Here is a 2,254-nt window from a genome sequence, read left to right on the forward strand (position 1 = left end):
GGTTCGATTGGAATTTCTCCGCTATCCACACCTCATCCCCACCCTTTTCAACGGATGTGGGTTCGGTCCTCCACTTCCTCTTACGGAAGCTTCAACCTGGACATGGATAGGTCACCCGGTTTCGGGTCTGCCCTCACTGACTGTTATGACCACACAAAGGTGATCATCTACCGCGCTCTTAACGCTTGCTTTCACTTCGGCTCCAGACCTTAAGTCCTTAACCTTGCCAGTACGGGCAACTCGCCGGACCGTTCTACAAAAAGTACGCAGTTCCCCATCTAAAGGGGTTCCACAGCTTGTAAACATAGGGTTTCAGGTTCTCTTTCACTCCCCTCCCGGGGTCCTTTTCACCTTTCCTTCACAGTACTATGCGCTATCGGTCACTAAGGAGTATTTAGCCTTACGGGGTGGTCCCCGCTCATTCCCACAAGGTTTCTCGTGTCTCGTGGTACTCTGGATCCTGCTAGGGTACTTCTGACTTCGGATACGGGGCTTTCACCCTCTCTGGCCGGCCTTCCCAGGCCGTTCTCCTGTCATACATAATCCCATGTTGCAGTCCGAACCCCAGAATGCACGCATTCTGGTTTGGGCTCTTTCCATTTCGCTCGCCGCTACTTTGGAAATCGAGATTTCTTTCTCTTCCTCCGGGTACTTAGATGTTTCAGTTCCCCGGGTTCCCCACGTATGGCTATGGATTCACCATACGCTGACGGAGGGATACTCCGCCGGGTTTCCCCATTCAGAGATCTGCGGATCAAAGGATATTTGCTCCTCCCCGCAGCTTATCGCAGCTTATCACGTCTTTCATCGGCTCTTAGTGCCAAGGCATCCACCCTACGCTCTTTCTACTTTAACCATAGAACGGACGATAGTTGTTCTATCATCCTCATTGTCATCTAGCGTGATGACAACGGGTAATTCGTTTTGTTTGATGTCTTGTCATTTCTTATAAAAAATAACTTTTTGTGTTCTGTATGAAGTTTTCAAGGTACATCCGCGTAGCAAGTATTGTTTTTCTATGAAGGCTCTGCCGCGATCGAAGAAGTGCAGCTTCTTAAGATTCACGCGTTACCACCAACAATTCTGTTACGCTGCTGGGCTTGAGTGGACTCGAACCACCGACCTCACGCTTATCAGGCGTGCGCTCTAACCACCTGAGCTACAAGCCCATTTGGATATGGCCGTTCCTTCCGGCCCACCATTTAATTGTAGACAATCTTCATTGTCTGCGTGGAGAATACGAGATTCGAACTCGTGACCTCCTGCTTGCAAGGCAGGCGCTCTCCCAACTGAGCTAATCCCCCTCGGGTTTGTTCGACTCTACTAGCGCTCAAGCGTTGCTTTCGCTGAGTATCGCGAACGATTTTTTTACTAAACTCATCTTCGATTCGTTAAGTAAAAAATATCCGGCAGCCACCTGCTTTCCCAGGTCGTCTCCAACCAAGTATCATCGGCCGTTTTGGTCTTAACCATCGTGTTCGGGATGGGTACGGGTGTGTCCCCAAAACGCATCGCCACCGGAAGTATTCTGTTGTTCTTTTCCGAACTGCACAGTTCTCCTTGACAACTGAACAATAAGACAACCTCTACTTCTTCTTCCTTAGAAAGGAGGTGATCCAGCCGCACCTTCCGATACGGCTACCTTGTTACGACTTCACCCCAGTTATCGGTCCCACCTTCGGCAGCTCCCTCCTATAAGGTTGGGTCACTGACTTCGGGCGTTACTGACTCCCATGGTGTGACGGGCGGTGTGTACAAGACCCGGGAACGTATTCACCGTGACATTCTGATTCACGATTACTAGCGATTCCAGCTTCATGTAGTCGAGTTGCAGACTACAATCCGAACTGAGACGTTATTTCTGGGATTTGCTTCGCCTCACGACTTCGCTTCCCTTTGTTTACGCCATTGTAGCACGTGTGTAGCCCTGGCCATAAGGGGCATGATGATTTGACGTCGTCCCCACCTTCCTCCAGGTTATCCCTGGCAGTCTCTCTAGAGTGCCCATCCGAAATGCTGGCTACTAAAGATAGGGGTTGCGCTCGTTGCAGGACTTAACCCAACATCTCACGACACGAGCTGACGACAACCATGCACCACCTGTCTTAACTGTCCCGAAGGAAAGGTCCCATTACGAACCGGTCAGTTAGATGTCAAGACCAGGTAAGGTTCTTCGCGTTGCTTCGAATTAAACCACATGCTCCACCGCTTGTGCGGGTCCCCGTCAATTCCTTTGAGTTTCATTCTTGCGAAC

At 50.3% G+C, this 2,254-nt stretch carries 2 tRNA genes and 3 rRNA genes; all 5 read right to left on the bottom strand.

Annotation, left to right across the window (positions count from 1 at the left end):
- Nucleotides 1-856 (bottom strand): 23S ribosomal RNA (locus tag QGT46_RS16725); the annotation flags it as partial.
- 239 nt (nt 857-1,095) lie between these two features.
- A tRNA-Ile gene (locus tag QGT46_RS16730) sits at nt 1,096-1,169 on the bottom strand.
- Nucleotides 1,170-1,231: 62 nt separating this feature from the next.
- Nucleotides 1,232-1,304, bottom strand: a tRNA-Ala gene (locus tag QGT46_RS16735).
- A gap of 100 nt (nt 1,305-1,404) precedes the next feature.
- Nucleotides 1,405-1,522 (bottom strand): 5S ribosomal RNA (gene rrf / locus QGT46_RS16740).
- Nucleotides 1,523-1,604: 82 nt separating this feature from the next.
- Nucleotides 1,605-2,254, bottom strand: a 16S ribosomal RNA gene (locus QGT46_RS16745); the annotation flags it as partial.

This window comes from Anaerostipes faecis, assembly GCF_910574135.1.
Taxonomy (GTDB): domain Bacteria; phylum Bacillota; class Clostridia; order Lachnospirales; family Lachnospiraceae; genus Anaerostipes; species Anaerostipes hominis.